Genomic DNA, 26,984 nt, shown 5'->3' with positions numbered 1-26,984 from the left:
ATGATCCTGGAAGACCTTTACCGCTTGCTGAAAAGCGGACACGTGCAGGCTCAGGGCATCGTCGACACGATGACCCAGCCGATTGTCGTACTGGACCACAATCTCTGCGTGGCCAATACCAACAACGCGTTCGCCCGGACTTTCGAGGTCGAACGGGATGACATCCTGGGCCAAAGCTTTTTTGCTCTCGGCAACGGTCAATGGGAAATAGCCGAGCTCCACCAACTGATCGCGTCGGTGATCCCAAAAGCCGCCGCCGTTATCGGCTTTGAAGTGACACATGACTTTCCTGCAATCGGGCAGCGGACGTTTCTTGTCGATGCGCGCCGTCTCATCCATCCCGACAATAACAGCAGCAACATCCTCATTCTCTTCAATGACGTCACCGAGAGCCGGCGCCAGGACGCGGAGAGAGATTTCGTCGTTGCGGAGACACGCCACCGCCTGAAGAACCTGCTTGCGGTGATGCGCTATATCGCCATGCAGACGCAAACCGAGGATCGTACTGCCGCCGAGTATCGCGACATCTTCCTTGGACGGTTTGAGGTCACGCTTCGTGCGCAGGAAATCGCAACTACCGACCAGACTATTGATTTTGAAGTACTGCTGCGGCAATCGGTCGGTGAGCCCGGCCTGGACCGTCTTCATTGCGATGGCCCTGCGGTGACCCTTGCCAGTTCCAAGGTTCTTGCGTTCGGCATGATATTCCATGAGCTCGGCACCAACGCCGTGAAGTACGGCGCCTTGTCCGTTCCTGATGGGCAGATCCACGTTACGTGGGCACTCGAGACTGGTCCGAGGGGCCGGACATATCTTATCTGCGAGTGGCAGGAAAAGAACGGGTTACCTGTCACCCCGCCTAAGCGGCGCGGCTATGGCACCGACCTAATCGAGGGGACATCCGCTCATCTCGGCGGAAAGGCGGAACTAAAATACGATCCGAATGGTTTGGCCGCCACGATCAAAATCCCGTTGTGAGGACAAATGGACGATCCTGCGGAAATCGATGTTGAAGGCAGACGATGCGTCCTGGTGGTAGAAGACGAGGTGCTGATTGCAATGGAGCTCACGGCGGCCTTGATCGACAGAGGGTTCAGGGTGTTGGGGCCGGCTGCATCGGTCGATCATGCTCTTGATCTGGTCAGCGAGGAGCGTCCCCACGCAGCGGTCCTGGATTTAAATCTCGTTGGCGAGAAAGTCACGCCCGTCGCTCTTCAGTTGAAAGCGTTGGGTGTTCCATTCGTCCTCGCCAGCGCGGTCCATGCCACTGAGCTTGCAGCCCACCCGGTGCTTGCCGGTGTCGCCAATATGGGAAGGCCGACGGACCTGAAACGGCTTATCGACGCGCGAAGGGGGTTTAAGGCCTGACCGCTTTCAGCGAACCGAATGCCGCCGAGCATCCAAGCATCGCGGCACTGTGCGTGACGTTGCTCAAGCAAAGACGCCTGCTGCAATGGCGGCGTCGATGAAGCGGCTTCGCGCAGTCTCTGCACTACCATGCTGAACGAGCGCCTTAAGACAGCGAAGCTTTGCTTCGCCGTAGATCTCGCTTTGGGATTCGGGCCAGCGATGGGCAAGCGCCTCGAGCGCGGCTTCTGGTCCATCCACCCGCTCCCGGTAGCCGTTGCCTATCCTCACAAAAACCGGTGCCAACCATGTCACCTTGAAATCTACTTCGATCACCTTGTCCATGCCATTCTCCTTCCCATACCGGCTCTCCCGCCCGTTGCGCGCGTGCGCCGATGTCATTGGCGCGTCTTTCGGAGCAACTGCGAGGTGGAAACCCGGCCGCACGTCCTTGCACCAGACAGGATGTGGCCAAACCTTGCGCACGATCGCGCGCTCGCCGGTCGTTATTCGCCACCGCATTTCGCCCTGGTCGTGTCGAGTGACCGCGACTACTCTCTAATCCGCCGCGATGCGTTGGCTTGGCGCTTAGCACTAACGGATCTTCTCGGTACCGCTGGGCGTCGTGACCATGGTCGGACCGCCGCCATTGCCTTGAGGCGTTGGATCACGATCGGTCGCTTCAGGCGGCTGGCTGCCGCCGCCAGCCGGGTTGTTGTCGAACGTTCCGGCGCCATGGGGCTGGTTGTTGATTGGATCGGGGACCGTCGATGCCGTGGGTTTCGTATCGGTGTCGATGCTTTCTCCCCAGATCTCAGCCGCGCCCCAGGCAACCATCGCCAGCAGGAGTGCACTGACGAGCACCGCAAGCACGGGCTTGCCGTATTGCCCCTGTCGCGCGTCCGTCGCGTTCTCGGTTACTTGTTCGGGCTGGCGCTGCGAGTGGTGGTTCGAATTCGTCATTATAAAAACTCCCTAGGGGTGGACCGCACCAACCCGGGCACGTTGCGGAAGTTCCAAACTTTTCGCCGAAGGGCAGCGCGATTGCGCAAAAATCTCCGGAACATTTGCGGCGCGCTGAGGTTGGAGACGGCAATTCCTCTCATGGAGACCTCGATGAAAATCGTTCTCGCCCCCCTTCTAGTCTGCTTGACTGCATTTTCCGCCATGGCAGCAGACGACGCTGCCAAGCAGCACGCCACCGACTTCGCGGCGAAGGCCGCCATGTCGAACATGTTCGAGATCGAAGCCGCGAAGATCGAGATTGCGAGCGGAAAGGCTGACGACGCCAAACAGTTCGCGCACGACATGATCAGGGATCACGGCAAGGCCGGGCCCGTCCTAAACAATGCCGCGAAACAGGACGGCATCGAACTGCCCGCCGCTCTTGACGCAGAGTATACTGCGAAGCTGGCCGCCCTCCGGCAAAGCGACGCCGCCAATCTCGATCAGGCCTATCTTTCCACTCAAGTGACTGCACATGAAGAAGCAGTGAACCTCTTCGACAGCTATTCAAAGCAGGGGCCGGATGGGCAACTCAAGCGGACGGCTGCAAAGATCCTGCCGGACCTTCGTATGCATTTGACGCGAATCCGCGGCCTGACATTGAAATGACGGTGGGGGTGATCCGGACGCTGGGTATTTTCATCAACGTAGCGCCATTGTCATAACAATACTATTGCCGCGGCCATTGCGAAGGCTGAAACGAGGCCAAGCGCAGTCAGTCCGAGCTTGACGACTTCGGAGCCCTTCCGTGTTTCTTCATGCCGGGCTTCATATTTGGCATCGAGTATCACGGCAACAAGACCCGCTCCCATCCAGCACATGAGCGTCAGCGTCCCGAAAAGCATCGCCCACTCAGTTCCATTCATCGCCATTCTCCTGGTTTTCAAAGAGCCAACCTCACGGCTCCTCCAATGTTCCAGCCCTCTTTGGAAACGCCGGGAACCTTCGTCGCTGCGGCATGTTGGTTGGTTCAAACCCGATCAAGGAAACGTACGATGGCAAACGATCGGGAGCCCGGCGGCTAGCTTACGCCAATTGAAACGGAGGGCGCGCCGGATGGACGATGGCAGAAAGCCGAAGCGGAATCGCAGGCGGACAGTCCACAGCCTCAGCTGGCTATAAGTAGATGAGTACGGCCGTGCTCGCGCAGGGCAACCCGGGTTAGGTTGGTGGTAGATCGCGTGGATGCGGTCCGCCCGGTTCAATCAAGACAGTTGAATGATCGCGTCTAGTTTCATAACCCCGCCATGCCTGCTACCACTCGTCGTCTATACCATCGATATACCAGCCCGTCACAATGGGGCAGAGGAGCGAGGATTTGGAAAATTTGGCCATCGAGCTCTTTGCAGGAAAGCGCGTACTGATCGTCGAAGACGAATATTTTTTGGCGGATGAGACACGCCGGAAGCTTGAGAAAGCTGGCGCCACAGTTATCGGTCCGGTCGCTGGTGTGACCGCCGCGCTGGATCTTGTCGAGAATGAGGAGATCGACGCAGCAATCCTGGATGTTCACCTGGAAGGCGATTTCGTATTTCCGGTCGCTGACGAGCTTGAGCGCCGCGATATCCCATTTGTCTTCGCCACAGCCTTCGACCCGTCGGTAATTCCGACGAGGTTTACAGGCTTTGCGCTTTGCGAAAAGCCGACCGAATTGGGAAAGATCGCGGAAGCTTTGTTCGGCCAGAGGCCCGCCGAATACCACTAGATAAATTCGCTGTCGAGGGCCTTTGTCAGATGAGAGCGAGCCCGGTTGACCCGGCTCTTGATTGTCCCGATCGGAACGCCGCACCGATCTGCCGCGTCCTCGTAGCTGACACCCTGAACAAATACCAGGACGATGGCGGTTCGATAGTTAGTGGGCAAGGAAGATATCGCAACCTCTAGCTCGCGGCCGCGCAATTCCCAGATCTGCGAGGGCGGCGACGACGCCCAAGCGGCGGAATCTTCGATCCCACCGACCTGTTCTCGTTTGGATATTTTGAATTTGGTGCAGAATGTATTGCGCATGATGGTAAACAGCCAGGAGCGCAGCTGAGTGCCGCGCTGATAATTCCCGGAATGCGCGATCGCCTTGGCAAGCGTTTCCTGAACAAGATCATCGATGTCGCTCGACGAATGATTGAAGCGTTTGGCGAAAGATCTAAGAGCCGGCATATTTTCAAGCAGTTCGGCGTCCGTAAAACCTGGACGATCATTAATGGACATTGGGGTTCTCCTCTGATGAGTGAACTTCGCCTTACCTGTTCCGTTCCACTCGGATCGCTGATTCTTATGCCGCGCCCCACGCTCTGCCGACGACACGATCCGAACCCTGAATTGGCGAAGTTACATTGTCAGTCTCGTCGCATGGCGTCCTGGCCTCGGCATCGTTTCGGTGTCTGGCGATCCATGGGGGCTTTCTTGACGAGATCGCGTTCGGCGCCGCCATGAAACAACGGCCTCACGATCCCGACGGGTCAAACGCACGTAAACCGATAGTGCTGAACCGCCGGCGCCGCATCGAGGAAAGTGAGATCGGCCCGAGCTTCTCCTGATCACACATCGTGACGCTGGAAGACGGAGAGACGTCCCGGACGAGAAGGACAGTTGCATCAAAGTAGTGCTGTCACCCTTAGAAAGTCGCGAACCGATTGGTGAACGCAATGCGCCGGAGGCGAGAGCGCGCAGTAGGCAACGACGCAGCTTCCCTTGCACATGACCAATGCCCGACACGCGGTTCGCGCTATTCTCCGTGAGAGGACCTTGGACGGAGGCCCGCTATGCCCTTGGTGACCACCGAGTGGCAGTGCGGGCCTTCAGCGACCAAGACATCTCTAGTCCCAAGCCGGCGCCTTCCCAAATTGGTAAGGCAACCGAACTTCAGGCGGCTCCGACGGCCCGAAACCTCCGCACTCTTGCATTTGATCCGCAGGTTTTGTCCGAGCACCATCGCCTGTGACCGCCACGAGACTGGTCCAGGAAAAGCCAGCCGCAATTTCGACCTTGGCACGCGCGCACAGGACGGCGTTCGTCTCGCGACGTCAGCAACTCGGCCGCCAACACGGCGATACGATTGCTGATCGCATCCAAGTCTTTGGCGTCCGAGCGACGCCACTCGATGATGCCTCCAACCTGACCCAATGTTCGTTGCGATAGGCCACGTCTGGCCATGTCTGCAACAAGCTTGAGATCATTCGGACTAACTTGGCTGTCATCAAACTCGGACAGGAACAGTCGGCAAAGCGCCTCCCGCAGGTCCTTTGCGTGGCCGAGTTCTTTTTCAGCGTCGGACCCCGATCTATTAGCCTTGGCCAGCAAGGCGTCGCGATCCTTCTCGTCAATCACATCGAGACGACGGGCCCAGGCCACGAGGTCATCGTAGCTTTTCAGGAAATCCGGCCCCCAACGTCCACCGCGACTATCGACCGTGTTGACGAAGTCGAGGGCCGGATGACCGCCAAGAAGGCTGATGTCATAGATCGTTTTGTGCGTGTCCATGACTTGAATATCGTTCTGCGGAACGATTTGAACAAGAGCGGGTTGTAACGAGATAAATAAATTTTACTCGTTACAATGATCGGAGCCCTCATGCTCACCGGCGTCAACAAAAATCAGCTGCGCTTTCTAATGCTATGCATGATCTGGGGGAGCACCTGGATCGGAACGAAGGCGGGCATCGAGGCCGTTCCGCCTCTCCTGTTTGCCGGCACGCGTTTCACCGCTGCCGGTATTCTGCTTCTTCTCTATACGCTGGCCAAAGGCGAGACTGCGAGGTTCAAGGTGCAAGACGGCATTCGCTTCGTGGTCGTCAGCATCCTGATGATCACGCTCTGCTACGGCCCGCTGTTCTGGGGAATGCAATATATCGATTCCGGGACTGCCGCCGTTCTGGAAATGTCGCTCACCCCCATCGCACTCCTGGTGTTCGCTCTCCTCCTCAACGAAGAGACGCTGGATGGCCGTCGCATCCTTGCGATCGCTCTGGGGGTCTGTGGCCTGGTCGTCCTGTTCTGGCCGGCCTCCGCCTATGTAAGTCTGCCCGCTGCTGAAGCCTTCCCAGGCGCGAGCCTATGGGGCGGATTGGCGGTCGCATCAGCAGCCTTCACCTATGGCTACGGCTCGGTGCTGGCCCGTCCACTTCTACGAACCTATCCGGCCTTGTTCGTTTCAGGTGTGACAACCTTGGTCGGAGGCATCGCGCTGCTGATTGCAGCCGTGGCTTTCGAACCGGGGGCAGTTTCCGCCCTCTCCGGCGACTGGGGCACGGTCGCCTGGCTCGGCTGGTTCTTCCTTGTGATCTTCGGCTCGCTGATCGGCTACACGACCTTCATGCGCCTGCTCAGGGATATTGGCGCCTCTCGCGCAGGCAGCTATGCCTTCGTGTCACCGGTGATCGCCGTCGCCCTTGGCGCAGCAGTCTTCGCCGAGCAGATCACCGCACTGGATGTGATTGGCATCTTTGTGATGTTGAGTGGCGCCTATCTTGCCATGTCAGGAGCGCCGGCGACCGACGCAACCGCTCTCGAAAGTGAAGCCGATCGGAAACGGCCTCACGAAGATCTCGACAACGACCCCAAATGCGAAATCCCGCGCATTCATCAAACAAAACCAGCAATGCGTGGGCGACTACGGTGAGGCTGAAAATCGCTCCGGGGAGGCGGAGGTGGGAACAAAGCCGGCCACTCGAAGTTCGCGGGTCCGGCAGTAGCCGTTCGTTCAGTCATGGGAGGCTTCAGTGTCAAACGACTTCACAGAAATCGATGGCAGGCCACGGCCATCATCCGAAACATCATTGCAATCTGGGGATGCGACGTCGTCACCGCAACCTGCCGCGTCACTCGCGGGATTGAAGGAGAGGTTGGCTGATGACGTGACCGCCGCCAAGGACACAATGAAAGAAGGCGCCGATACTGCAGTCGAGAAGGTCAAAGAGGTGGTTTCCGATCAAGCGAACTTCGCTGCCCGCCAGGTTGGCGGCGTGGCAACGGCGCTTGAGAAGGTTGGCGCTGAACTGGAAGCATCCGACCAACCGGAGGTCGGACGCTATGCCAAGCAGATCGGACGAAGCGTCCAGGGCTTCGCCACGCAGATGAAAGACAAAGACATCGGTGAAATCGCGGCGATGGCTGAAGAACTCGGCCGCAAGCAGCCGCTGGCGTTTCTTGGGATTGCAGCACTTGCGGGATTGACCGCGAGCAGGTTTTGACCGCTTCCGCCAAGCGACCGCCAACACAAGCAACGAGGCGGACATCCCCGGCTACGCGCAGGGAGCCATCTGCAGCAGGAGGCTACACCAATGGCTAAATCTCCGCGCGTTTACCTGCTTTCAATGCGCCAGTGTACTGATGTTTCCGAGGTCAACAACGCACGAGGGGTTCTTGATCGCCAAGGTCGTTGCGGATAGTCGTAGCAGCAACCCCTGCCTGCCCCATGGCGTGGCTGATCTGGTCAAGACCGGCGACCACGTCTCCTGCGGCGTAAAATCCTGGCACTGTGGTCCTCTGGTGACCATCGACGGCAACACACCCTTCTTCCGATAGCCTGGCGCCAACTTGTGATGCCAGTTCGGAACATATGTCAGATCCGAGAGCCGCATATAAGGAAGCGAATGAATAGGTTTCCGTGGGCGTCGTGATGCGGATCACCTCATTGCCCAGATAGGTCGAGGCTATGGGGCCGACCTCCATTCCTATTCCGAGGTGGGTCAAGGACGACGTCTCGATTTCGGACAGATCATGGACGCCCTCGGGCGATATCAGAGTGAGATCCTTCGTGTAACTTCGAAGGAAAACAGCCTCCTTGAACCCCTTCGTCCCAGTTCCGAGAACACCAACAGGCTTGTCTGTCACCTCAAAACCGTCACAGACGGGGCAGTAGCGCAGAAGGCCATGAGCCACGGCTTCATCATGAGTTGCCTGTGGCATCGCAGGCGGTCGGTTGACGACTCCGGTTGCCAGGAGTACGGCCCGAGAGCGGATGCTGCCGTTCTCGAATTCTGCCACGAACAGGTTGTCGACTTTATACAGGGTCGTGATCTTGCGGCATCGAATGGCTGCCCCATAGAGCTGAGCCTGGGCGTTCATTCTCGCCAGCAGCTCAGTGCCGCTGATGCCATCCGGGAATCCGGCGTGGTTGTGCGACATAGGGATGCTAGAGGCCCGGCTGGAGTCATCGTGGAAGACCGTCACGGAAAGATGGTAGCGCGCCAGATAAATCGCCGCGGTGAGGCCAGCCGGACCGCCCCCGATGACCAAGCAGTCTTTTACTTCGTCTTCAAATGCGGTGGTCATCATTCCATTCTCATCCTATTGGCCCCGACCGGGATTACTCGAATGTTGGACGTCATTGCCAACCTCGGGTAACGACGATGGTTCCATTCTCCGCTCACATCATTCGCGATGCCGTTGACATCCACGCGATGCTGTCGAGGACAACCCTGATCAGCGCCATTCCGTTGGTTTCACACCGAACGCGGATGGATTTCCGGCGCTTTATGTATCGGCTGAAGCGATCAAGATTCCCGGGAACAAATGGGCGGACAACAGGTTGGGCGACAATGAGCGACGCCCCCTCAGCTTACTGGGCTCAGTTCACGGAAAGTTATCGAATAACGCAGCTCGGCGACTGGCGGGATGGAATGCTCCCACAGGGTTCTGGCTTCGCCCGCCATCACATAGGCCGATCGCGGTTCGAGCGTGATCGTGCTACGCTGCCACTTGCTGCCCTGGCGCCGTCTCAGCCGGAAAGTGCATGCAGATAGCAGCGAGACTCCGACGACCCGACCGAAGACGAATTTATCCCTGTGCCAGCCGATCGGAGCTCCGGGACTATATTCGGTTACCAAAATCTGTTCCAACCGATCGGGGTCGATGCCAGCAAATGCAGATACGATTTTGCGAAGCGGCAAAAGAAATAGCGGAATATCTTCGCTCTTTCGGACACGCTGTGTATCGAAGTCGTATTTCCAGCCGTAGGATACCGTCCTGCGTTTGCCTTCGAATCCGTGGAAATCGAAAGCCTTGAACGGCAGCTGTAGCATCTCTTCCAGGATGGACTGCTGCAGATCGTCGGGAACCACATCCGGCGAATAGCGAAATCCGGCCGGCAGGGACGGTTCGACTGCACCAAAGAGATCATGATGGTCCATCGTGCTCATGTAAAGTTCTCGTATTTGCCTACCGCCGCTGTGACCTCACGAATTTTAGCGTCGCGATGTCGTTGATAGTGGTTCACAGAACGATCCGGATCTTCTGACGGCGGAATCCAGCATGCTCAGAATTCCAGGAACGTCGGCCGCGGCAGTGTGTTCCTCGTAGTGGAGAGGCGTGGTCCGCCTGTCATCGTTGTTGCCGAAGTCATGACTGAAAGTCTCGACCGAACCTGGTGGGCGGCATACCGAACACAGCTTGAGGCTCGTTTCGATCAGGAGGAAATCGTGATCCGAGCCACGCAAGTCCAGCGTCTTTGAACCCATGTCCCGCGGGGAGGCCCTGATCAACGATTTAAGCATCAGTCCAACCGATCTGGTGGCTGCTCGGCGGTTTAATTCCGCCCTCGCAGCAGCTCCTCGGTTTCATACAGGCCATCGCTGGAACGCCGCCTGGTCAGCGCCACGCTGAGGCTGCACTGCGCAATGCCCGACCTGCGGCGATGGCGCTCCAAAATTTCTCGCCATTTCAACCTAAGCGAAGTCGGTGTCCCGGCTGGATTTCGTTGAGGGCGGCAGCATGACAGCGCTGACGTGGTATTTACGCGACTGTCATCACTTAACAAGTAGCAATCTTGAGAGGGGCCATCAGGCCGATGCGTCGATCATCTGTAAAAGCCGCTTGGCGTTCTTGATCGAATAGCCATCGCGATCGTTGTTGAAATAGGCCCACACGGTCTTAGCGCCAGACAGCTTGATGCGCTCGGCCCACACCGTCAATTCGGCATCGCTGTAGTCATGGCGGTACCATTGTTTGATCCCATGGAACCGGATGTAGATGTCGTCGGCTGTCCGAACAAGCTCATCCGGCAACCGGGGACCGCTGCATGAACAGAAGATCGCGCCTGCAGCTTGAAACGCACTATAAACGTCCTCATTCCACCAGCTCTTGTGACGGAATTCGACGACGTTCCTGCGACGGGGATCCAGCTGCGACAAGATCATTTGCAACATGTCTGTGGAGTAGCGCACGCTCGGTGGAAGCTGAAACAGAAAACATCCCATCTGCATTCCAAGAACGTCTGCGACGTATCCGAAATCTTCAATGAGGGCGTGGGTATCTTCGAAGCGTTTGATATGCGTGATGAGCTCGCACACCTTGATCGTATAGACGAAGCTCGGTTCGGCCTGACGTTTCCATGTCTTGACAGTTGCCACCGTCGGCCAGGAATAAAATGGGGCATTGAGCTCGACGGTCTTGAAATTGTGCTGGTAGATCGAAAACAATTGATTGGAGGGAGCGTCGGTCGGGTAAAAATGGCCCTTCCAGTGCCAGTAATACCACCCGGAACAGCCAATATGGACCCGCCTGGCGACATTGTCATCGGAGGTGATCACAGTCAGCGGATCGCTCGCCAGACGGGCTATATGCATTTTAGCGGCGCGAGCAATATTAGCATCGCGCTGTTTTTGGCGGCGCTCGGCGCGCCGTGCCCGCCGACTTTCAATCTCTTCAGCAGTGCGCTTTATCATTTGGCATCCGTGCGAAGCGCTTCGGCGCAAGACAATGGGAAAATCTGATCAAATCTTGGACATTTTTGCACGACCCAAGCGGTCCGTCGTTACCAACATTGTTAGTTGATGTCGTAACGCAGCCGCCGCATTGGTGTTCAAAATGGGTGTTGACTCGTTCATGCGCATTCGAGCGCTGGAATAGCCTGGCAGAGCGCTAGCTTTTGAATCGGAGCGCCTCGACGAGCAGCGCGAACGCAGCCGTATGCTGGCGTCGGCTCAGGTAATAGAGATGATAGCCGGAGAACGGCTGACACCGGTCGTCAAGAACGCGGATCAGCTGGCCATCATTTATGCACTGTGGGACCTGGCTTTCGAACGTATAGGCGAGCACCAAGCCGTCCAAGGCAGCGGCCTCCAACATTTCGCCGTCGTTAATGATCAAAGGGCCGTTCTCCCTGACCTGGAGTTCTTCCCCGTCGAGTTCGAGCTCCCAGGCATAAAGACCTCCGCCGGTGGTCTGCCGATAGCTTACGCCCCGATGCTCACCGAGATCGCGAGGGTTTGCAGGATTTTGCGCTTCGCGAAATAGGATGGCGATCCGACGACGGCCATGCATGCGGAGATCCGGGCTGATCCTGACGGCGGCTGCCCAGACCGTTGCAAACCTCACCCTTCGGCGGGCCCAAATGCAACCACCTCTTCACGCCGCGACCCGCTCACTCGATTCGGTCTACGTCGCAGCAACCGGCGCCCAGACGCCGTAAGCTGGCGAACTGGCGCCTATATCGGGGCCGTCCGGCGGACACGGCACGTGTGTGACGGGATTCTCATCGAGTCGTGCCGCGGCCGTCGCCCTATCTGGCTATTGGCGGCACTGAAACAATGCGAGCGCCGGCCCCAAGCGCAACGGTGGCTGCGGCATGGGTTACGCATTGACCGACTCATAGCGCAGGATAACTGCGCGGGCCACCGTCGGCGGGGAGCGTCGGCCGGCTCATGATGATCCCTACAAGATTAATCTTCAGCCCCGTATGCTGGACTTCGTCGAGGCAAAACAGGGGGCGAAGGAATGATCAAGGCGTCCCGCCCGAGACCGGTTGTTCTCCGATCCGACGACAGTAGGAACTTTCATGTCGCGGCCGTGTTGTCGTTACGGCGCTGGCAGATCTGCCGCGTAACACCAAACTATTGGAGCTGACTGATGAGTGATACGGAGCAACCGGACCAACAGACGCCTCCTACCCCGGGGAGCCCAGCTCCCGCCGCGACACCAATCTCAACCGGGCCGATCTCGTCCACACCGGATGAGCCGGCGGTAGAAGCGTCGGTAGACAGCGCGCCGTCATTATCAGCCGACAGCCAGACCCTGCAGGAGCGTCCAAAAACCAAAGGCGTGGCCGATATTGTCTTCCTCGTCGATGTTAGCGGCAGCATGGACCCCTGCATCGACGCGCTGCGGCGAAATATCGAGGCCTTTATTGACTCCTTAAGCCACGGCGACCCGAACAACGCCGCCCCTGTCAAAGATTGGCGCGGCAAGGTTGTCGGCTACCGTGACATTGAGGCCGCCCAAGCCGAAGGCCTGCCATGGATCGTCGACAATGACTTCGTGCGTGATGCCAGTGCGCTCAAGGCGCAGCTTGGCACGCTACAGGCAAACGGCGGCGGGGACGAGCCGGAGTCGCTTCTCGATGCTCTTTATAAAGTTGCCTCAATGGAGGCTGTGCCGAAGGGTTCGCAGACAGACGATCCGGCGAAATGGCGCTATAGAAGCGATGCGGCGCGTGTTGTCATCGTCTTCACCGATGCTTCATTCAAGGAGACCATGAGCATTGCGGAGGCAAAGGGCGGCTCGTTGCAGGACGTAGCTAACCTTATCATGGCCAACCGAATTATTCTCAGCCTCTTTGCCCCGAATTTCGAGGGCTACGATAGACTGAGCCAGATCGACAAGTCGGAATGGGAGGTGGTGGAATACGAAGGGCTGAACCCGCAGGAGGCGCTCCAGAAATTTACCTCCGACCCGGTTAACTTCCGTAACACCTTGAAGCAGTTGGCCGCCAGCGTATCCCGGTCGGCAGCGACCGTGGCGCTTTAGCCCGACTGTCCCGAAAGCCATGGCCAAGAAACTGAAAATCGGCGACCGCATCCGGCAGTATCGCGTCACGAAAGTCTTCGGACCGGGAATGATGGCTATTTCCTATGGAGCTGACACTTCTACGGGTGAGAAGGTTTTTCTCAAGCAATATAAGTCCCCTGCTCCGACAGTTGTCTGGTATAGGGATTTCATTGCTTATCAGAACGAGCTCGGAGCACGCGTCCGGAATGGCCGGGCTGGTCAATTTGCGGTGCGCCAGGTCGACGCATTCGAAGAGATCTGGGGCGGGCCTTGCTACTTTCAGGCATTCGAGTTCGTCGAGAATGGTGCCGACTTGCAGCATATGCTCGATGAGGAGCGGGAGCAGCATCGTCGCACCAAGCAGGCCGCGACTAGTGATGCCACGGTTTGGGCACGTCACCTCACATGGTCCAAGGTGTTCATGACGGGTATCGCGGCACTGCACGAATCCAAGGTCGTCCACGCAGATCTCAAGCCGGCGAACGCATATTTGATCACTGATCCGTCGATCAGCTCTGGCTACCAGCTTAAGCTGATCGATATGGACTTCTCCTTGTTGGCTGACCGCCGCGCGCCCTGGCACGGGCATCAGGGTTATGTTGGCACTGACAACTATCGATCCCCCGAACATATGACGCGCGGAGCTATTCCGGGGCTGGCTTCGGATATTTTCACCTGCGGCCTGATGCTTTACGAACTTCTCGCCGGCCATCATCCGTACTGGACCGAGGACCAGGCTGATTATGCAAAGCTTGTGCAAAGCTATGCCGCCAAACCTCCGGCACTTGCCGGGTTGATGCCGGCACCTGCGAGCAATGCCGATGTCAGTTCCGTCCTCCACCGATGCCTGTCTCCAGATCCCGCTGCGAGACCGACGGCTGCGGAAGTTCGGGCTGCTTTGAGTGGACGCGGCGCAGGCTCTGCCGTCTCCGGACAGAAAGCTCCTGCATCGACAACAAAAGGCATCACTCCTCCCGCTTCGGCAGAGCTGATCATCTCCGAGAGGATCGAATTGCTTGGTGCGGACGGACGCTCGCTTCATATCGGGGTGATGACGGAACTTGGAAAACCCCTGTTGCGGCAGTTCGGGCCGGAAAGCGAGTTCTGGGATAATCGCCAATGTGTCCTGGAACGAAATCCTGCACGGCAATGGGTGGTATCTCCCGTGGCGGGTGCGACCAACGAAACACTCGTGAACGGCCTGACCCTGACAGCTCCCCGTCCGCTCAGGCAAGGTGATCGAATTGCGGTCGGCCGCCAGGCCAAAGGCATCGCCAAGATGCCCCTTACGGTGCGGGCGCTCAACAAATGACCTCGGCCGGCGGACGTGAAGTGCCCGAGTCCGATCCTCCCTGCGAGCAGCCGGCGATCGCAGAGGCTCATCCGGTGATGACCGATGTGCCCAAAGATGAACCAGGGGCGCCGGGTCCTTCCAGTTCCCTCGGCGCGCTTGCCGCAGATGTTCCAGCTGCAGGCCCCGAACCTACACCGGCGGCTGCTGCCCCGTTGGATGGAGAGCCTGCGTCCAGGTCGGAAAGCCTGCCGTCTGACCAGGATCTTTCGAAGGTGGCGGCGGCCTTTGCTCCATTAGAAATCGTCGAGGTGAATGACCTTGATTGGAACGCTGTCCTCAACCGGGCTAGCCCGTCTTCCATCCGCTCCGAAATTCGGTCGACGGTTGAAAGAATGGAGGGTCTGCTTGACCTTGCCGATGGGCCTGGCATGTTGTTCGACAAATTCCGCGCCGATCCCACCGACAAAGTCATCAAGATTTCTGACTTCGATGGCGAAATCCCGCTGTGGATCATCGGCGACTTGCATGGTGATCTTCTGGCGCTCGAGGCTGCACTTGCGGCAATGCGGCAGCCGGACCTGCAGCCCGGAGAAGGTCCACCTCGGATCCTGTTTCTTGGCGATCTCTTCGATGACGAGGGTTTTAGCCTCGAAATCCTTCTCCGCGTATTTGAACTGATCGTAGACGCGCCCGACCGCGTGTGCGCCATCGCCGGCAATCACGACGAAGCACTGTCTTACGATGGCGTACGATTTTCCTCGAGCGTGACGCCATCGGACTTTGCCGACTTCCTCAACGCTAACCTCACCCACGAATGGATCGAGCGGGCCGGTAAGCTTGCCGTGCGCCTGTTTACGAACGCTCCGCGCGCACTCTTCTTTCCCGACGGATTGCTTGCCGCCCACGGAGGCTTTCCGCTGGTTGACTTGCATCCCGGCCTCGCTGAATCGGGGGATTGGAACAACCCGATGTCCCTGTCTGATTTTGTATGGACAAGGGCCCATCCGAAAGCCCGCAGGAAGCTGCCAAACCGCTTCTCCCGCGGGAGCCAGTTCGGCTACGAGGACTTCGCTGCTTTCTGCTCTTTGAGTGCCGGTCTCGGACGGCCCGTCACACATATGGTACGCGGCCATGATCACGTGGAAGAAAGGTATGCGAGCTTCCCCGCCTATCGGGCTAATCCGCTGCTCACGACCGTCGCCCTTTCGCGTCGGTTGAGCCGCGAGGCATTTGGGCCCTACGAGCGGGTTCCAACTATGGCGCGATATGTCGAAGGAGCCCTGCCGAGCGTGTATCGGTTGCACATTCCCGCCGAAATGATCCGTGCCTATTATCCTCAGCCGGCCGCCGACAGCATCGACAATCACCCGGGCCAGGAGCCTCACGCATGACGGGCGTCATCTTGCGTTGTCCAAACTGCGGCACCTCCACAGCGACTTCCGGGGAGTGCGAGGCCTGCCATGAGGCAGAAGTCCGTTTCTACTGTACGAACCACAAGCCGGGTCATTGGTTAGATGCACCCGCATGTCCTCAATGCGGCGCAAAGTTTGGCGATGCGCTGCGTCCGGCCGCACCGTCGGTCCCCCCTCCTGTTCGCCCACGTCCGCCGGTCCCTTTTCCCAAAGCAGCGCCCCGCGCGGAACCACCACCGCTGGATACGAGTCCCGGGCCATGGGGCCGGAAAGAGCGACGGAGGTCTGCCCGCCCTGAGGCGGAGACCGACGGCGCCTCAGCCGGCGACATCCACACGGTAAAAATGCTGGAGATGCTTCGAGCCCTCTCCCGCGCCGGTCGTATCACTCGAAGGTCAACCTATCCTATTCCGGAAGCGCCACCTCCAAGGGCAGCAGCGGCTGGGTGCCTGATGCGCTTTATGCTCCTCGTGATGTTCCTGTTCATCATCTTGCCGCTGATATTTTCCCTGATAGGAGGCGCTCTACTTGGCGTACTCGACGGCTATTACTTCTGAGGATCGACGACCACCCACGCTCCAAGCGGCTGATGTCCGCGCCATCCGATGTGTTTTTTGTGCCTTATACGTGCCGCTCCTGCCGCGGCCGTGCGGATGGCTAACACGATCCCGCCAATCCTTGCTCCACGAGAGCAGGAGCTGAGCGTCAAAGAGCTAAGGCCGTGATGGTGCAGTTGACCGCATACGGAACCCGCGGTGGAGGCAGTAGCCTTAACTCATACGATGCCGTTAGCAACGGCAATTTCGACGACGACGAGCCGCTTCTGGACACCCGACATTAGCCGCATAAGTTTGGTACGGGAAGCCTATTACTGGGCGCGTTCATCAAAGCACTTCGACGGGAAGCTCACCGTCGTGCAGGTCTCGACTGTCTTCGGGGAAGAGCCCAATTACTGGACTCTTGCACTGCCTGGCACTGACCAGCACGATCGGAACATTGCTATGCTCCGAAATGCGGGGGTGCGGATCGCCATCGACGACTTCGGAACCGATGACTAGTATGGCCCGAGCGAAAGGTCTTAAGACCACGGCTGAAGGGGTGGAAACGGACGAACAGAGCGATGCTGTAGTTGCCCTTGGGTGAGACAGCCTCCAAGGTTTCGTAATCTCGCGGCCTCTTGCCCGCGCGGCCATAATCGATTTGTACAAGCACTGCTTGAGGGTGCCGGCCGTCGACCTGTGCTCAAACCGGCTACGCTAGGGCGGGGTTTGCTTGGCGAGGGGAAGCGTCTTTAAAGCGTTTGGCCTAGAACGTCGCTAGGCGGATGCCATCGCGGCCGCCGAGGCTCATCCATTTGGGGCTTCTCCTGACATCGCCCCCTTGAACGTCCTGCGATCTCAAGGGCGAACGTGCGATCAGCTTAAAGGGGACTTAATGCATCCAGCGACGCCAACACAGCGTAACCGATGTTCCGCTCACACGTTGTGCGCGCCGCCCTGATCTGTGATCGGCTTTCCATCGACGAACAAAAGGAGTGGACGCTCGCCCGTGATGACCGACCGTGGGGCGATGATGCTCCACTAGGTGTCGCCTTCACCTCTCGACAAAAGCTTCACCAGGGAGGTTCTGACTGGAGACGGCAACATTGCTAAAACCTCCCTGGTGTCCTTTTAAACAAGGATCAGGAAAATCTAAGCTGGATCGCGCCGAGGGGAAGACGGACCTAAGTCGGACTGGCGACCCCAGAACCCGCTTCTCATACCAAGCGGCGTCGATATGTGCGCTATTGGCCGGCATCGCGATTAAAACCGCCCCATTCTACAAGCGCTGGCCGATTCAAACGCGCAAGATCGAGATAGCATTCTATCGCAGCCGCTCGCCCGTTTATGTCGGACCCGACGTCGCCTGTCGGTCCCCGAGTAACGAACTCAGGGAGGTCAGGTAGACGACAAACCCGATAGCTCTCACGAAGGTAAAGCTGCGCCGTCTTCGCACAGGGTTGCGACACCCCTCGGCGTCATTGTCAAAAACGGCGACAACATTGATCTGTGTTCGCAGCGCGACAAGGCCTGGAACAACTTCTGAAGATTGCCTGTGCCACTAAATGGATAGCCATCTTCCATATCGACATATCGAAAAAAGTCAGCGATTTCGGGCCCAAGTAGGCCAGCCGCGTGGCGTAGGATCTTAGCGTCGGAGCTCCCCTCGGCTACGATCAAGAAAGTCGAAGAGTCTGGCAGTCCGTCACCAAATTCTTCCTCCCCCGCATACTCCACTACCAAGGCCCGAAATGCCACGTGACGTTACAATCGAGATTGTCGGGCGCCTCGGCCAGCAATCGTAAGGACGTATAGGGATCGAATCCTCCGAGCAGGTACCCCGCGCTGGTCGCCTCCGAAAGAACCGTGTCAGGCTCGAAACTCGGGCCCCCGAAGGAGTCAACGTCATACCAGGGTAGGCGGCCGCCCCAGGCGGACTGATAGGGCGAGTGCCTTGTCACCCGATTGGCCTTGGGCCGCCGCCACTCCGTAGGACTCGGCCCCTTGCGGACCGTCATACCATCGCGCCATATAAAAGCGTATAGTACTCCACTCGGCGATTTTACCAGGGCGAGGCCGATGGGGCGATCAGACGTGCTCTTGCCTCAGGTGGGGCCACAATAATGTCTCTAAACCTCTTAAATCTTCCGGAACTATCCGAACGGCGCATAGAGATGCTCGCGAAGGTAATAGCCGACTGGTGCGACGCGAACTCCATCGATGCAGGCGGGAATTGCGCGGAAGCCGCATACGCTGCCGCCATTGATCTTTTAAGTGCAGACCCGGACTTGTCAGCGGGCCAGTTGCGACAGGCACTGGACCTCAGGATGGCAGAAAACAAGCGCCAGGAACCTTCGTCGTAGACTGAAGTTGGGACGAAGTGGACGCTCCGTTTGGGCGGTTTGTCCGCTAGCGATGGAGCGTGTGTCTTGTGGAAGAATGTCGTTATACATTTGCGAAAGTCGATCACCGTGAGATCGGCAAAACAGGCCTTCGATCTCCTATCGGCCCGTTGGCCAGTCTCTGACGGAAAGGCTTACATCGCGGCCCTTGAAGCCTGTGAAGGCGTCGATGACGGACATGTTTCAGACGAAAGCGCTCTGGAGTTGTTCTTGTTGGCGTTGAAGGAAGCCGAAATCCCCTACTCGACCGAAATAGAACGGTAGGAGAACCAACATCGGACTGTAAATTCACGCATCAACGATGAGCCGAGCCTGTTTCTGCACACGACGAGGTGTGATTTGTGATCTCGAACGATTGCTCTTCTCAGATAATGCTGGAATCGTTCAGCCTCTTGACCAGTGATGGATGCTTACTTCCGGCCACAGTGTTTTCGCCCTCGCAGCCTTCTCATCGTGAGTGTGTCGTGTCGACCAGCCGACAATGAGGACCTCTGCAACGTCGCGGAGTGATCGGACCATCCTGTGTTTTTCTCGGTCGCTCATTACAAGCGTCAGAGGAGCGAAATCCTCGCTTCCGCTCTAATTGATTACGCCGACCCGATTCATCGCTGACAGTCCTTTGACCTCGCAGGAAACGTTAATATCCGCTACGAAGCTCGGCCGCTTCCCCTGCAGTGACAACGATACCGCCGGCTTCTAGGCTCCCCGAAACTCGTACGGCAGACGAGTCAAGTATCCGGAATGGTTTCTCGCCGCGTTGGGAACTCTTGTAGCAGGTACGCTAATCAGGCTGCGGTTCAAATCTCGGCGTTCCAATCGACAACAGCCGCCACGCAGCCCCCGAGATTTCGTCCGCTGATGCGTGGACCAAGGATGTGAAGAACGAAAATCTGCGGCGCTTCTTCCTGGAATGTCTGCTGGATGGGCGATGGGAACTTCGGTGTCTCGCGCCCGTTTGGTTGCAGATGCGGCGTATCGGGCGGATCCTGCGCCTCGGGCGGCAGAAGGGATCGTCATGGCAAGGGATGCCGACATAACCATATTAAGAAAGCGCGGAATGCTGGCGACCGTGCGCGGCGTCGTTGCGCACAGCGTGGGCGGGGCCGAAGTCGAGACTGCGCCCTGCGATATGCTATTGGGTAATGCAATTCTGCATGTCGCGAGACTGGACGTTTCGGTTTGCACGACCGCCGCCGCGAGTGTCGTTGCGGAGGGCATTATGTTGAATTGCGACGACTGCCGTCGGCTCGCTTTGAAATATGGCGACAAGCTTGAAGTTCGTGAGTAGGAAGCAAGAGCCCTGAGCACTGGCCGATCAGCTTGCTGGGCCTAAGGAATCTCAATCGGACATCAACACGACAACCGACCTCGGAGCCACGAGAGAATTCAGTTCGATGATGGTGTTCGGGAGTTTCATGGTTGAGACGTGGGGCATTGAACCGCCTCGGCTGATGGTCTTTCGTCCAGCGTTCTTCACCTTTGAGTTCTCGTAATCGGGCAGCGTTGTGAAGCAGATGGGGTTTGCGTTCATGTCGGCCTCCGACGACGGACGCCGCATAACGTAGAAAAATATCTCCTGCCATTCAGTGCGAGGTGATCGCACGACCGCTGGACGCGAGATGCTCAGTAATGGCGCGCCGGATTTCGGTAACCGTGTCGAAGAGCCTGTTGTCCAAGTCGATGACATTGAAGCGGACAGCGATGAATTTGAGGCGGTTTTCGACAGGGACCGCGATCCCGACTTCCTGACCGTTGAATACGACAGCTTGCTTTTGCATAACAAACCTCGGGCGCGCCACACGGGAGCACCATCTTAGAAAAGTGGAACAAAGGGTTTACGACGCGTCAGATTGCCGTCGTAGTTCGGTATCGGATCGAGACGAGATCACGCACTCGCTGCACCATTGCAAAGAAACGAAGTCCGGCAAACAACGTCATCATCCTCCTCAAGCGAGGTCAAACGACCGCTGAGCATCGCCGGCGAGGGCCGGTTATTTCGGAACTATTCTGTAAAAAACGTAGTCGAGAAACTTCGAGTAAGCAACTGATTTTTGTTATTATTTAGCGTTTTGAATCGTATGACAATTACCGCAGGTGCGAAGTAACAAATGATGTACGTTCGTCCGACCCAACGTCGAAGGCCCGTCAACGGCTTTACTCGGCGATATTGCAGACTAGGCGGCATTTCTTTCAGCCTCTTTCAGAATCGGGTAATAAAGCGGTCACTCCTACTTTTAAATAGATAGCCTTTGTTGAACGTCTTTCTCATCGAAAGGACCACGGACCTGAGATGTTTAGGGACCGGTAAACTCCAGGGTTTTGCAGGTTGCGTCGGGACGTGTAATTGCTTTAAAATCGAAATCGATGCCCCCCGGCTCTCGTCAGAAAGGCATCAGACCCCGGCAATGGAAGGGCGTCCCCCGATGCATAATCTGGCTACCGCTCTGGCAATCACCCTCTCCTATCTCGATGGACGCTCATCGAACTCCACTGAGGATGATGATGTTGAGGTTTTGGAAACTGTCGCCGCAGAGCTTCAGAACGCTCCGTCGGACGAAAAGAACTCGGTGATCTCAGCTCTAGTTCACATCGGTAGGGCCGATCTCGCGGACGGCCTCGGTTTGAACTAGATTCACAAGAGACCGCGATCGCGGGTTGGGTTCGCGACCATCACGACACGATCGAGAGCCGGAGCCATGACGAGGACGGCAACTATGCGCCCAAAAGCGGTCGCCTATGTTACTTACGACAAAGAGACGGGCAACCGCGTCGTCTCCCGGTACATCGATTCCGTCACGGGCAAGCCCGTCAAGGACGAGAACGAAGCCAAGGGCTACGCTCGCGGGGAGAACGACTACGTTATCCTCACCGAGGACGATCTGGATGCCGTCGCGCTCGACACGGTGACGACGATCGACATCGACAAGTTCGTCCCGGCCGACAGTCCGCCCACTTGTCGCCTGACATGGCCAGCGATCCCATTCAGACTAGCCTACTGAAGCTCATCAACGAGAAGAAGAAGGCGTTGAAACCAACAAGGCGGCGAAGGGAAAAGCTGCTGAAGCGGCTCCCAAATCCAATGTGGTCAATATTATGGAAGCACTCCGGAAGAGCGTCGAGGCCGATCTCAAAGGCAGGAAGGCCGGGTAGTCCATGCACTTGTTGGAAACCAAGGTTGCTCACGAGACAACTGGTTGGCGGATAGACTTCCGGTATTAGGTAGCAAATGCCACCAGCGGCTGCCTCCCGCCCGGAGCCGTCATAAGGTCTTTGGTGGTGGTCTTACCACGGCATCGATGAACGGTGCGTTCTGGGCTAGGTATTCCTCGATGCCGCTCTCGTTTGTCAACTCCAACTCTTGCTTCAGGCTTTGATATCCGCGCCGCAATTCGTCATCCTTCGCGGCCATCCGGGCCGGCGTTTTCCTTCCGCCGCAAGGCCATCAATCGCATGGTTTACCTGGGGATGGCTTGCGGTTGTCACTCCGGGGCAGCAGGCACCCCTGGGCCACACCTTGTCGCTCGAACGGCGCCTGCTTTTGCTCGACTGGGCCGCGGCGAATATGAATGGGTCGTAGAAGACGACTACCTGAGCGAACTACAGCTGACTGGCAGAGCCGCTCCCGCCCTCGCCTCGCTTGACCGGGCCGGGTGTGTCATCCGCATCGGGTCCTTCAGCAAGACCATAAGTCCAGCGCTTCGGCTCGGCTTCGTCATTGCGCCTCCGGCGCTTGTGCCGCTATTCGCGGAGACGGCAGCCTGCCTCATGCCTGCGCCAGGTCCAGCAGTGCAGATGGCGGTCGCGGAGTTCATTAGGGAGGGCCACTATCTGAGGCACATCCGCCGCATGAAGAGGCTCTATGCATCGCGACAGCAGGCCGTGCTTGCTTGTCTACCAAGCTCGGACAGCGTTGTCGAAGTTACAACGACCGGTCTCGCGGTCCTGCTCAAGCTGCGGAACCACATCTCCGACGTCGCAAAACCGCGGCACCCGAATGCACTGGTCATCGGCTTCGCGCTCGTCGGAGGCGTTTTGACGACGAAATCCGCCGTTACGCTCGTGGGTGGCGTGGTTTTCGAGAATAACGTGGACAGCCTTGTCCTGCGGCCGCTCCGCCTCAAGATGCGCCGTTTCATCGCGCTCAGAGTTTCTGTTGCTCTATCGCGCTGAAGCGCAATGCCCTTCCATCGGCTTTAGCCAAAGCGTCCATTTCCTTTTCGAGCACATCTCGATCGTCGACTCCGCGCAAGAGGCGACCAGCAAGCACATCGAAACGGCCGGCGGCGATGTCTGCGATAAGAAGTGCAGCTCGAGAAGGGTGGATATCGATGCCATCGTCGAAGAGCTGCTGGATGGCGGGCAGATAAGTTTTGCCTGCCTCCGAAAACAACTGCTTTTCCGTCATGTCGGTGCGTACGAGCCCCGGGTCGACGGCAAAGGCGCGTATGCCATGAGCGATCGTCGTATCATTGAGACACTCGGTCAGCCGCATGATCGCTGCTTTACTCGATGCGTATCCGGAACCGTGTGGGAAACTGTTGCCCGTCCCTCCGCCAACGACATTGATGATGCGGCCTCTGCCGCGCGCCAACATTGTCGAACAAGCCACGCGGGAGGTGTGAAACGTTCCTTGCAAGTTGATTTCCACATCCCGCCACCAGGCAACAGGATCACACTCCCATATCGGTCCGAAAGCCTGGAAAGAACCGTGATTGTTGACTAAAGTATCAACCGGACCCAACTCAGATGCGATCCGGGCAAAAGCGTTTTCGACGGCGCTGTATTGGGTAACGTCGGTCGTCACAGCGATCGCTTGCCCGCCCTCATCTTCAATCAGCGAGGCTGTTTCCTCGATCTCAGTGGCGGTTCGCGCAAGCACCGCGACCTTGGCGCCTTCTCGCGCCTGCCGGAGCGCGATCTCCCGACCGATTCCTCTACCGCCACCGGTGACGACAGCTACGCTGTCCTTAAGCCGGGTCATTTTATGCTCCTATTTTGTGCAGCGCCGCCGCCGCCGGAACGCAACGGTTCGGCTCCTAAGCACTATCGGACAAAACCCTTGCTAGTTTCAAGATAGATGATAACGTTTCAATTAAATTGAGTGCGCAGGGCAAAGTCAACGTTTGGGAGGATGTGACATGACCAACAGCAGTAGATTCACGCATGAGATACGTCGCCGCACCCTGCTTGCGGGTGCGGGAAGTGCCGCATTGATGGCGTTGGCGGGCAGCGCCAACGCGCAGGATACCGTGAGCGGCGAACTTGTGGTGCTGAATTGGCTCGGTGGTTCCGAACTCGACATGATGCATCAGATCCAGAATGCATTTACGGCGAAATATCCGAAAGTGACGATCAGGGAAGTTGCCATTACCGGCCAAGGAGACATGCGCGGTGGCATCCGCACGGCACTCATGGGCGGCGAAGTGGTCGATGTTCTCTACAACACCTGGCCGGCCTTCCGGAAGGAATTGCTCGATGCCGGCATGCTGCGGCCGATCGACGACCAATGGAAGTCCTTCGGTTGGGACAGGCTCATCAGCCAATCCTGGAAGGAACTCGGCGCTATAGCCGGCAAGACCTATGGCTTGACCTACACCTTCGGCGACCGCTCCGGCATCTGGTATAAAAAGGAGCACCTTGCCAAGGCGGGTCTCACCGAGCCGCCGAAGACGTGGGAAGATTTCGTGGCCAGCCTCGGGAAGCTCATCAACGCGGGCTTCGCGGCTCCGGTTGCTATTCCCGGCAAATACTGGGCGCATGCTGAATGGTTCGAAACGCTCCTCTTGAGGACGGCCGGCGTCGAGACGGCAGCAAAGCTCGGAGCGCACGAAATTCCGTGGACCGACCCTGCGGTGAAGACGGCGCTTACAAAGTATGCCGAAATGTTGACCGCGGGCTGCTGCGGCGCGCCGAACACCATGCTCGCCAACGACTGGGACGGGGAAGCCGACCAAATCTTCCAGGCGAACGCCAAAAATTACCTGCTGATCGGCATGTGGATGAATAATCGCGCCAAGAACGACTACAAACTCACCGAGGGTAAGGATTACGGTCTCTTCCAGTTCCCAGCCCTCGGCATGGGTCATGACGACACGTCGAGCGTCGATACCAAGGAACTGCTCGTCACGGCAAACGGCCCCAATCCGAAGGCAGCAGACGCCTTCCTCGATTTCTGGACGAGCGCCGAGGCCTCCAACATTCTTGCCAAGAACGGCTATGCGTCACCAAGCGGTAATACCGACGCGTCGCTCTATGGCGAGACGCAGAAGGTGGCGACATCAGCGGTCGCAAGCTCGAAGTTGCAATTCGTGCTCGGAGATCTCTTGCCCGGCGATCTCGTCGATGAATATCGCGTGCAGCTGCAGAAATTTCTGCAGGATCCCTCGGCTGCTAATATCGATACCGTCCTTGCGGCAATCGAAACCAAGGCCCAAGGTTCCTACTGATGGCTGGCACCTCCGCTTCCCCGGTGCGGGAAGCGGCGGGCGTGATGCAGGTTTCTCCGCGGGTGGTCAGCATTGAAGGCCGCCGGCGTCTGCTCAGGGACACGCCCGCCGCTTTTATTCTGATCGCACCTGTCATCGTGCTTTTTGCCGTCGCCGTGGTCTATCCGCTAGTGGAGACTATCCGCTTGAGCTTCTGGGACATACAGGGCCTGCGGAAGCCTTCCTTCATCGGCTTTGGCAATTATGCGCGGCTGTTTTCGGACGCCACCTTTCGCAGCACGATGCTAACGACCCTGATCTTCACGATCGGGACGACGCTGATTTCGGTTTCGATTGGCTGGGCTCTGGCAATGACGTGCGCGTTCGCGCCACGACAGACGCTGCCGTTCCGCGTGATGATCTTTGCCGCCTTCGGTATTTCGGAGGCAGTTTCGGGCTACATGTGGATCGGCATCTACAGGGCCGACGCCGGCGGCCTGCTCAATTCGCTGATTCAGCTTTTCGGGTTTTCCGGCTTCTCGCATGCTTGGCTCGGTGACGCCAATACGGCGCTGTGGGCGCTCATCATAGCCGCATCGTGGAGCGGCGTAGGCTTGCCCCTGATGCTGATCTTCGCCGCCATCCAGGCAATCCCGAAATCCGTGCTCGAAGCAGCCTATATGGACGGCGCCAAGCCGCTCTCGACCATGCGCCATATCATGATGCCGCTATCGATGCCCGGCGTGCGGGTCGCGGTTTTCATCAATCTTCTGGGTGCCCTGCGCGCCTTCGACATCATCTACATCCTGACGGGCGGCGGACCGGTGCGCTCAACCGAGACGGTCGGCTATTTCATGTACCGGGAATCCATGACCCAGTTCAAACTGGGCTATGGCGCCGCCGCGACCGTCATCCTGCTGCTGGCCGTTCTCATCGTCTCGATCCCCGCCATCATCCAGCGAACGGCAGGTGCGAAATGATCGGCAAGGCTCCCCGCTGGATTGTCATATTCGTCGGCATCATCGCCTGCATCTGGGTCATCCCAATCGCCGGCATCGTTGTTACATCCCTGCGTCCTCCCGAGGGCGTCTCGCTTGGCTGGTGGCACTTCGAGCGCTTCGATCTGACCTTCGATGCATGGCACCGCGTCTGGGACAAATATCCGCTGTCCCAATCCATGTGGGTGACGATGAAAACGGCGGGGATCGCGACGGCGCTGACGATGGTTTTGACGCCGGCAGCGGCCTACGCCTTTCATTTCCTCATTTTCCCGTTCCGCCGCATCTTGCTGATCATCATCATCAACGCATTCGTGTTGCCGCAGCAGGTTGTCATCATTCCGCTCTTCACGCTGTGGCGCGATCTCGGGCTGATCGACAACATTCTCTCCGTTCTCATTCCCTATGTCGGGATGTCCTTCGCTTGGTCGATCTTCCTCGTCAAAAATTTCTTCGAGGATTTCCCGCGCGAACTAGTGGAAGCAGCCAAGATTGACGGCTGCGGACCGATTGCGACCTTCCGTCACGTGGTACTGCCGAACAGCCTGTCGCCGATCTTCGCCGTCGGCATCCTGCAGTTCCTCTGGACCTGGAACGCCTTGCTGCTTCCGATGCTTTTCCTGCGCAACGACGTACCCCTACCCGTGCTGCTCGCCCGCATCTCCGGCAGCTACGAGATCAATTGGGACCTGCGCTCGGTGGCGGCGATCATCACGACAATCGTTCCCCTCCTCGTCTTTCTTGTCTTCCAACGTCAGTTCGCCGCCGGCTCTCAAACCCGCACCGGCGCAAAGGAATAGGA

The 26,984-nt window shown here is 58.0% G+C and carries 25 protein-coding genes and 4 pseudogenes; 17 read left to right on the top strand and 12 right to left on the bottom strand.

The window, feature by feature from the left end; translation table 11 throughout:
• Both OIU37_RS22770 and OIU37_RS22765 read left to right on the top strand, forming a co-directional pair.
• The gene (locus tag OIU37_RS22770) at positions 1 to 978 is read left to right on the top strand and encodes a sensor histidine kinase (protein ID WP_264258707.1); all 978 of its coding nucleotides are present in this window, start codon (positions 1 to 3) and stop codon (positions 976 to 978) included.
• Between the two features lie 6 nt (positions 979 to 984).
• Positions 985 to 1,368, top strand: a complete 384-nt coding sequence (locus OIU37_RS22765) for a hypothetical protein (protein ID WP_264258706.1) — start codon at positions 985 to 987, stop codon at positions 1,366 to 1,368.
• A gap of 63 nt (positions 1,369 to 1,431) precedes the next feature.
• Here the strand turns inward: OIU37_RS22765 and OIU37_RS22760 are convergent, their stop codons facing one another.
• Both OIU37_RS22760 and OIU37_RS22755 read right to left on the bottom strand, forming a co-directional pair.
• Positions 1,432 to 1,692, bottom strand: a complete 261-nt coding sequence (locus OIU37_RS22760; protein ID WP_171603595.1) for a DUF982 domain-containing protein — start codon at positions 1,690 to 1,692, stop codon at positions 1,432 to 1,434.
• Positions 1,693 to 1,941: 249 nt separating this feature from the next.
• Positions 1,942 to 2,310 (bottom strand): hypothetical protein, encoded by a 369-nt coding sequence (locus OIU37_RS22755; RefSeq protein ID WP_171603594.1) that lies wholly within the window; start codon positions 2,308 to 2,310, stop codon positions 1,942 to 1,944.
• A gap of 153 nt (positions 2,311 to 2,463) precedes the next feature.
• Between OIU37_RS22755 and OIU37_RS22750 the strand changes: the two genes are divergently transcribed.
• On the top strand, positions 2,464 to 2,961 hold the full coding sequence (locus OIU37_RS22750; protein ID WP_264258705.1) for a DUF4142 domain-containing protein: 498 nt from the start codon (positions 2,464 to 2,466) through the stop codon (positions 2,959 to 2,961).
• Positions 2,962 to 3,011: 50 nt separating this feature from the next.
• Here OIU37_RS22750 and OIU37_RS22745 read toward each other — a convergent pair whose 3' ends face one another.
• Positions 3,012 to 3,218 carry a hypothetical protein gene (locus tag OIU37_RS22745; RefSeq protein WP_240603618.1) on the bottom strand — a complete coding sequence of 69 codons (207 nt, stop codon included), beginning with the start codon at positions 3,216 to 3,218 and terminating at the stop codon, positions 3,012 to 3,014.
• Between the two features lie 431 nt (positions 3,219 to 3,649).
• On the opposite strand from OIU37_RS22745, the gene OIU37_RS22740 reads away from it, so the two are divergent.
• Entirely contained in the window at positions 3,650 to 4,057 is a 408-nt protein-coding gene (locus tag OIU37_RS22740; protein WP_372353426.1) for a response regulator, read from the top strand.
• On the opposite strand, the gene OIU37_RS22735 is transcribed toward OIU37_RS22740, so the two are convergent.
• A complete protein-coding gene (locus OIU37_RS22735) occupies positions 4,054 to 4,557 on the bottom strand; it encodes a sigma-70 family RNA polymerase sigma factor (protein WP_264258703.1) in 504 nt (167 codons plus the stop codon). The genes OIU37_RS22740 and OIU37_RS22735 overlap by 4 nt on opposite strands.
• 654 nt (positions 4,558 to 5,211) lie before the next feature.
• The gene (locus tag OIU37_RS22730; RefSeq protein ID WP_264258702.1) at positions 5,212 to 5,829 is read right to left on the bottom strand and encodes an ABATE domain-containing protein; all 618 of its coding nucleotides are present in this window, start codon (positions 5,827 to 5,829) and stop codon (positions 5,212 to 5,214) included.
• Between the two features lie 90 nt (positions 5,830 to 5,919).
• Here OIU37_RS22730 and OIU37_RS22725 point away from each other — a divergent pair, with 90 nt between their 5' ends.
• Both OIU37_RS22725 and OIU37_RS22720 read left to right on the top strand, forming a co-directional pair.
• Positions 5,920 to 6,966 (top strand): DMT family transporter, encoded by a 1,047-nt coding sequence (locus OIU37_RS22725; RefSeq protein ID WP_264258701.1) that lies wholly within the window; start codon positions 5,920 to 5,922, stop codon positions 6,964 to 6,966.
• 100 nt (positions 6,967 to 7,066) lie between these two features.
• Positions 7,067 to 7,635 (top strand): annotated as a pseudogene (locus tag OIU37_RS22720) (nutrient deprivation-induced protein).
• A gap of 53 nt (positions 7,636 to 7,688) precedes the next feature.
• On the opposite strand, the gene OIU37_RS22715 reads toward OIU37_RS22720, so the two are convergent.
• From OIU37_RS22715 to OIU37_RS22700, 4 genes are all read right to left on the bottom strand, one after another.
• Complete coding sequence (locus OIU37_RS22715; RefSeq protein ID WP_264258895.1) at positions 7,689 to 8,621, bottom strand: NAD(P)/FAD-dependent oxidoreductase; 933 nt, start codon at positions 8,619 to 8,621, stop codon at positions 7,689 to 7,691.
• 281 nt (positions 8,622 to 8,902) lie between these two features.
• Positions 8,903 to 9,487, bottom strand: coding sequence for an alpha-ketoglutarate-dependent dioxygenase AlkB (locus OIU37_RS22710; RefSeq protein WP_264258700.1), 585 nt, complete (start codon positions 9,485 to 9,487; stop codon positions 8,903 to 8,905).
• Between the two features lie 639 nt (positions 9,488 to 10,126).
• Positions 10,127 to 11,011, bottom strand: coding sequence for a DUF72 domain-containing protein (locus OIU37_RS22705; protein ID WP_264258699.1), 885 nt, complete (start codon positions 11,009 to 11,011; stop codon positions 10,127 to 10,129).
• A 196-nt stretch (positions 11,012 to 11,207) separates the two neighbouring features.
• The gene (locus tag OIU37_RS22700; RefSeq protein WP_264258698.1) at positions 11,208 to 11,609 is read right to left on the bottom strand and encodes a LysR substrate-binding domain-containing protein; all 402 of its coding nucleotides are present in this window, start codon (positions 11,607 to 11,609) and stop codon (positions 11,208 to 11,210) included.
• A gap of 34 nt (positions 11,610 to 11,643) precedes the next feature.
• On the opposite strand from OIU37_RS22700, the pseudogene OIU37_RS22695 reads away from it, so the two are divergent.
• The 6 genes and pseudogenes from OIU37_RS22695 to OIU37_RS22670 form a co-directional block, all read left to right on the top strand.
• A pseudogene (locus OIU37_RS22695) lies at positions 11,644 to 11,757 on the top strand (SMP-30/gluconolactonase/LRE family protein); the annotation flags it as partial.
• 437 nt (positions 11,758 to 12,194) lie between these two features.
• On the top strand, positions 12,195 to 13,091 hold the full coding sequence (locus OIU37_RS22690; protein WP_264258697.1) for a vWA domain-containing protein: 897 nt from the start codon (positions 12,195 to 12,197) through the stop codon (positions 13,089 to 13,091).
• Between the two features lie 19 nt (positions 13,092 to 13,110).
• Positions 13,111 to 14,424, top strand: coding sequence for a protein kinase (locus OIU37_RS22685; RefSeq protein WP_264258696.1), 1,314 nt, complete (start codon positions 13,111 to 13,113; stop codon positions 14,422 to 14,424).
• Positions 14,421 to 15,797: a metallophosphoesterase gene (locus OIU37_RS22680; RefSeq protein WP_264258695.1), complete on the top strand. Its 1,377-nt coding sequence runs from the start codon at positions 14,421 to 14,423 to the stop codon at positions 15,795 to 15,797. Before OIU37_RS22685 ends, OIU37_RS22680 begins: the two co-directional genes overlap by 4 nt.
• Before the next feature lie 2,953 nt (positions 15,798 to 18,750).
• A complete protein-coding gene (locus tag OIU37_RS22675; protein ID WP_372353425.1) occupies positions 18,751 to 19,023 on the top strand; it encodes a DUF982 domain-containing protein in 273 nt (90 codons plus the stop codon).
• Positions 19,024 to 19,774: 751 nt separating this feature from the next.
• The gene (locus tag OIU37_RS22670; protein WP_182208111.1) at positions 19,775 to 20,047 is read left to right on the top strand and encodes a hypothetical protein; all 273 of its coding nucleotides are present in this window, start codon (positions 19,775 to 19,777) and stop codon (positions 20,045 to 20,047) included.
• Positions 20,048 to 20,342: 295 nt separating this feature from the next.
• Here OIU37_RS22670 and OIU37_RS22665 read toward each other — a convergent pair whose 3' ends face one another.
• Positions 20,343 to 20,537, bottom strand: coding sequence for a hypothetical protein (locus OIU37_RS22665; RefSeq protein WP_003577126.1), 195 nt, complete (start codon positions 20,535 to 20,537; stop codon positions 20,343 to 20,345).
• Positions 20,538 to 21,455: 918 nt separating this feature from the next.
• Here OIU37_RS22665 and OIU37_RS22660 point away from each other — a divergent pair.
• Positions 21,456 to 21,909, top strand: a pseudogene (locus OIU37_RS22660) (Ku protein).
• A 109-nt stretch (positions 21,910 to 22,018) separates the two neighbouring features.
• Here OIU37_RS22660 and OIU37_RS22655 read toward each other — a convergent pair.
• Positions 22,019 to 22,168 carry a hypothetical protein gene (locus OIU37_RS22655; RefSeq protein ID WP_182208198.1) on the bottom strand — a complete coding sequence of 50 codons (150 nt, stop codon included), beginning with the start codon at positions 22,166 to 22,168 and terminating at the stop codon, positions 22,019 to 22,021.
• Between the two features lie 60 nt (positions 22,169 to 22,228).
• Between OIU37_RS22655 and OIU37_RS22650 the strand changes: the two are divergent.
• Positions 22,229 to 22,929: pseudogene (locus tag OIU37_RS22650) on the top strand (hypothetical protein); the annotation flags it as partial.
• Here OIU37_RS22650 and OIU37_RS22645 read toward each other — a convergent pair.
• On the bottom strand, positions 22,901 to 23,740 hold the full coding sequence (locus OIU37_RS22645) for an SDR family NAD(P)-dependent oxidoreductase (RefSeq protein ID WP_264258694.1): 840 nt from the start codon (positions 23,738 to 23,740) through the stop codon (positions 22,901 to 22,903). The pseudogene OIU37_RS22650 and the gene OIU37_RS22645 overlap by 29 nt on opposite strands.
• A 157-nt stretch (positions 23,741 to 23,897) precedes the next feature.
• Here OIU37_RS22645 and OIU37_RS22640 point away from each other — a divergent pair, with 157 nt between their 5' ends.
• From OIU37_RS22640 to OIU37_RS22630, 3 genes are read left to right on the top strand one after another with little or no spacing between them, the layout of a single operon-like run.
• The gene (locus OIU37_RS22640; protein ID WP_264258693.1) at positions 23,898 to 25,205 is read left to right on the top strand and encodes an ABC transporter substrate-binding protein; all 1,308 of its coding nucleotides are present in this window, start codon (positions 23,898 to 23,900) and stop codon (positions 25,203 to 25,205) included.
• Positions 25,205 to 26,164 carry a carbohydrate ABC transporter permease gene (locus OIU37_RS22635; RefSeq protein ID WP_182208108.1) on the top strand — a complete coding sequence of 320 codons (960 nt, stop codon included), beginning with the start codon at positions 25,205 to 25,207 and terminating at the stop codon, positions 26,162 to 26,164. Before OIU37_RS22640 ends, OIU37_RS22635 begins: the two co-directional genes overlap by 1 nt.
• Positions 26,161 to 26,982 (top strand): carbohydrate ABC transporter permease, encoded by an 822-nt coding sequence (locus tag OIU37_RS22630; RefSeq protein ID WP_164574757.1) that lies wholly within the window; start codon positions 26,161 to 26,163, stop codon positions 26,980 to 26,982. The genes OIU37_RS22635 and OIU37_RS22630 overlap by 4 nt, the downstream gene beginning before the upstream one ends.
• Positions 26,983 to 26,984: the final 2 nt, after the last annotated feature.

It is taken from the genome of Rhizobium sp. BT-226, from assembly GCF_025847085.2.
In the GTDB taxonomy this organism is placed as follows: domain Bacteria; phylum Pseudomonadota; class Alphaproteobacteria; order Rhizobiales; family Rhizobiaceae; genus Rhizobium; species Rhizobium sophorae.
Note: the sequence above shows the minus strand (reverse complement) of the source record. Positions and strands in the feature narration are given on the sequence as shown.